The sequence below is a fragment of the Propionicimonas sp. genome, assembly GCF_047606205.1.
Classification (GTDB): domain Bacteria; phylum Actinomycetota; class Actinomycetes; order Propionibacteriales; family Propionibacteriaceae; genus Propionicimonas.
The window spans coordinates 1-4,595 of sequence record NZ_JASGES010000232.1; the positions used below are offsets into that span (position 1 = coordinate 1).

Sequence of the window (4,595 nt, forward strand, 5' to 3'; positions counted from 1 at the left end):
ACCCGGGAGGCCGGGTGGGCGCACGGCGAGTTCGGTCAGGCCGCCGTCTCCGCGCGACGGCGGTTCCACAGGTCGAACGCGACGGCGAGCAGCAGGACCAGGCCCCTGGCCACCTTCTGGGTCGGCTGCGGCCACCCCATCAGCTGCATGATGTTGCTCATCACGGCCATGATCATGCCGCCGATCATGGCGCCCCCGATGCGCCCGATGCCGCCCGTGGTGGACGCGCCGCCGATGAAGCAGGCCGCGATCGCGTCCAGTTCCACGCCGTCACCGGCGTTGGGCTGCGCCGCGTTCATCCGGGACGAGTACACGATGCCGGCGACGGCGGCCAGCAGGCCCATGTTCACGAACACCCAGAAGTTGATCCGCCGCACCCGGACGCCGGAGAGCTTCGCGGCGTTCAGGTTGCCGCCGATCGCGAACACGTGACGTCCGAACACGGTCTTCTGGCTGACCAGGGTGTAGATGATCACCAGGACGATCAGCAGCACCAGCACGTTCGGCAGCCCGCGGCTGGTCGCGAGCTGGTAGCCGAACCACATCAGCACGGCGAAGACGATCACCTGCTTGCCGATGAACAGCGCCAACCCGTCGACCTGCTGCTTGTAGCGCAGCCGGCCCTGCCGGGTACGCCACTGGAGGTAGACGAAGGCGAGGCCGCCGAGAGCGAAGACCAGCATCGTGAAGTTGTCGACGCCGTAGCCGCCGAGCAGCCCGTTCTGGAAGCCGTTGGCGATCTCGTAGTACGTCCCGCCGAACGGCGAGAGCGAGATGCTGTTCAGCACCAGGTAGGTGAGGCCGCGGAAGAGCAGCATGCCACCGAGGGAGACGATGAAGCCGGGGATGCCGACGAACGCCACCCAGAAGCCCTGCCACGCGCCCACCAGCAGGCCGACGCCGAGTGCGGCGAGGACGCCCACCCACCACGGCATGCCGTTCTTGATCACCAGGACGGCCGACACGGCGCCGGCCAGGGCCACGACCGAGCCGACCGAGAGGTCGATCTGCGCCGCCACGATGACCAGCAGCATGCCCATCGCCAGGATCAGGATGTAGGAGTACTGCAGAACCAGGTTGGTGATGTTGCCGCCGCTGAGGAAGCTCGGGTTGAGGAGCGCGGCGACGGCGAAGACCACGATGAAGGCGATCAGAATGCCGTTCTGGCGCAGGTTCCTCTTCAGGATCTCGCCGACCCCTGCAGTCTCGGCCACTGAGGTGGCAGTCATCGTTGAAGTCCCTTCGTCTCGTCGGTGAAGTCTGTGGTGGAGTCCGCGGTGCCCGCGGGGTAGGTGGTGAAACCTGTCGCCGGGATCGGCTGGTCGCGTTCGAGCGTCATGAGCGCCATCAGCCGCTCCTGGGACGCCTCGCCCACCGGCACCTCGCCGGTGATCCGTCCGTACGCGAGGGTGTAGATGCGGTCACAGATGCCGAGGAGTTCCGGCAGCTCGGAGGAGATGACCACCACGGCCTTCCCCGCCGCGACCATGCGGTTGATGATCGTGTAGATCTCGTACTTGGCGCCGACGTCGATGCCGCGGGTCGGCTCGTCGAGGATCAGCACCTCCGGGTCGGTGTAGAGCCACTTGCTCAGCACGACCTTCTGCTGATTGCCGCCGGACAGCTTGCCGACCTGCGCCATCACCGTCGGGGTCTTGATGTTGAGGTCCCTGCGGTAGTCCTCGGCGACCTTCAGTTCCTCGTTGCCGTTCACCCAGCCACCCCTGGCCAGCTTGAACAGCCCTGCGGAGGAGATGTTCTCCCTGATGTCTGCGATCAGGTTGAGTCCGTACCGCTTCCTGTCCTCGGTGCAGTAGGCGATCCGGTGCCGAATCGCGTCGGAGACGGTCGGCGCCCCGATGACCTGGCCGTGCATCCTGATCTCGCCGCTGATGTCGCGCCCGTAGGAGTGGCCGAACAGGCTCATCGCCAGCTCGGTGCGTCCGGCGCCCATCAGTCCCGCGATGCCGACGACCTCGCCGGCCCGGACGCTGAAGGAGGCGTGGTCGATGATCACCCGGCCGGTCTGGGTCGGGTGGTACACCGTCCAGTCCTTCACCTCCAGGACCGGTTCGCCGATCTCGGGCGTCCGCTCCGGGAACCGGTGCTCCAGGTCGCGGCCGACCATGCCGCGGATGATCCGTTCCTGGGTGGAGGCGGGGTCGGACATGTCGATCGTCTCGATCGTGCGACCGTCCCTGATGATCGTGGTGTTGTCGGCGATCTCGGCGATCTCGTTCAGCTTGTGGGAGATCATGATCGAGGTGATCCCCTGCTCCTTGAGCTGGCGGATCAGACCCAGCAGGTGCTCGGAGTCGGTGTCGTTGAGCGCGGCCGTGGGCTCGTCGAGGATCAGCAGCCGGACGTCCTTGGCCAGCGCCTTCGCGATCTCGATCAGCTGCTGCTTACCGACGCCGAGCTGGGACACCGGCGTGGTCGGGTTCTCGTGCAGGCCGACCCGGTTCATCAGTTCGGTGGCCTGCGCGTTGGCGGCGTTCCAGTCGATCAGGCCGCCGAAGCCCTTGACCTCGTTGCCGAGGAACAGGTTCTCCGCGACCGACAGGTAGGGCACCAGCGCCAGCTCCTGGTGGATGATCACGATCCCCCTGGCCTCGGAGTCGTTGATCGAGGCGAACCTCATCTCCTCCCCGTCGAGGACGATGTCTCCCGTGTACGTGCCGTGGGGGTAGACCCCCGAAAGGACTTTCATCAGGGTCGACTTGCCGGCCCCGTTCTCTCCACAGATCGCGTGGATCTCCCCACGTTCCACCGTCAGCGTCACGTCCTTGAGGGCGAGGACGCCGGGGAACTCCTTGGTGATCGACCGCATCTGGAGGATTTCGCTCATTTCACTTCCTCAGACAGACAGTTGCCCGGGGTGGGCCCCGTCGTTTCGACAGGGCCCACCCCGGTTGGTCAGGACTCGATCACTTGGCGACGCCGGACTTGACCTCGTCCGCGGTCCAGTAGCCGGAGTCGATCAGCATGGCCTGGATCGTGTCGGCGTAGACCGTGTCAACCTCGAGCAGGTAGGACGGGACGACCTTCTTGCCGTTGTCGTAGTCCGTGGTGTTGTTCGGCTCGGGGGTCTTGCCGGCCAGGAAGTCCTGCGCGGCGGTGACGGCCTGGGCGGCCAGCTTGCGGGTGTCCTTGAAGATGGTGGACTGCTGCACGCCGTCGGCGATCAGCTTGACCGAGGCGATCTCGGCGTCCTGTCCGGTGACAACCGGCAGGCCTTCCTTGATCGACGGGCCCATGCCCACACCCTGCAGAGCGGTGATGATGCCCCGGGAGATGCCGTCGTACGGAGACAGGACGCCCTTGAGGCCGGTGCCCTTGCCGCCGTAGGTCGAGGTCAGCAGGTCCTCCATCCGCTTCTGGGCGGTCTCCTGCAGCCAGCGCAGCGTGGCCGCCTGCTCGATGGTGTCTTGGCCGGAGCCCACGACGATGGTGCCGTCGGTGATGTAGGGCTTCAGCGTGTCGATGGCGCCGTTCCAGAAGAAGTGGGCGTTGTTGTCGTCCAGCGAGCCGGCGAACAGCTCGACCTTCTGGCCCTTGGTCGCGGTGCCGGTGGCCTTGCCGTCCTTGTCGGTCACGCCGAGGCCGTACAGCAGCGCGGTGGCCTGCGCCACGCCCACCTTGTAGTTGTCGAACGAGACGTAGAAGTCGACGTTCTCGCTGTCGCGGATCAGGCGGTCATAGGCGATGACCTTGATCCCCTTGGACGCGGCCGTCTCCAGCTGGCTGGTGAGGGCGGTGCCGTCGATGGCCGCGATGATCAGCAGCTTGGCGCCGGCGGTGATCATGGCGTCGATCTGCTGGGTCTGGGTCGGGATGTCGTCGTTGGCGTACTGGAGGTCGACCTTGTAGCCGGCCTTCTCCAGGCCCTCCTTGACCGCGTTGCCGTCGGCGATCCAACGCTCCGAGGTCTGCGTCGGCATGGCCACACCCACGAGGGTGTCGGCGGCCGCCGCGCTGCCGGTGGCGCCTGCGGACGTGGCTGCGCCACCCCCGGCACCGGTGCCGCCACAGGCGGCCAGCATGAGTGCGGTGGCGATACTGACGATCGCCATTCCAATCTTCCGCATTGTTTGTGCGCTCCTTCTCGTCCTTGAGTACCGACCTGAATGGTCGTTCCGGCAGCCTTTGCCGGGAAGTGTGCGTGCCGCCATGTTTTCATCCCGCGGTCACCGAGTCAACGCGGACGCAGCGTGCGGAAGGTCACAGTTTGGCAACGATGTGACCGCAAACACCACAGCGGATGTTACCGGAAACATCTCGCCGTCGCAGACCCCTTCCCTGAGCTGCGCGCGCGGGCCCGGCCCAGGGGCGGACGGCGGCGATGCGGTCGCTGGCTTGGCTGAACGAGCCTGACCGGCGCCCCGGGGCAGGGACGGCCGGCCGCGCTCGCACCGAGCCGGGCTCCGGAGCGGCCCCGAGGCCACCCGAGCAGCCATGAAAATTCATTGTTTCGCGCTGTCGAGAATGCGGGCGCCTCCTTTCGTGCATTTATCGGATTGGCCGGGTTGCCGCCGGGAGCGGACCTCCCGGGCAGCTGCGGCGGTGCCGGGCGGACTCGGAGTCCGGCCGGCACC

General features: G+C 66.6%; 3 protein-coding genes. All 3 read right to left on the reverse strand.

Annotated elements, in window-relative coordinates:
* Positions 1 to 35: 35 nt before the first annotated feature.
* Positions 36 to 1,229: a multiple monosaccharide ABC transporter permease gene (mmsB, locus tag QM633_RS14495; protein ID WP_415154474.1), complete on the reverse strand. Its 1,194-nt coding sequence runs from the start codon at positions 1,227 to 1,229 to the stop codon at positions 36 to 38.
* Entirely contained in the window at positions 1,226 to 2,848 is a 1,623-nt protein-coding gene (gene mmsA / locus QM633_RS14500; RefSeq protein ID WP_415154475.1) for a multiple monosaccharide ABC transporter ATP-binding protein, read from the reverse strand. The genes mmsB and mmsA overlap by 4 nt, the downstream gene beginning before the upstream one ends.
* Before the next feature lie 79 nt (positions 2,849 to 2,927).
* The gene (chvE, locus tag QM633_RS14505; RefSeq protein WP_415154476.1) at positions 2,928 to 4,073 is read right to left on the reverse strand and encodes a multiple monosaccharide ABC transporter substrate-binding protein; all 1,146 of its coding nucleotides are present in this window, start codon (positions 4,071 to 4,073) and stop codon (positions 2,928 to 2,930) included.
* Between the last annotated feature and the right edge of the window lie 522 nt (positions 4,074 to 4,595).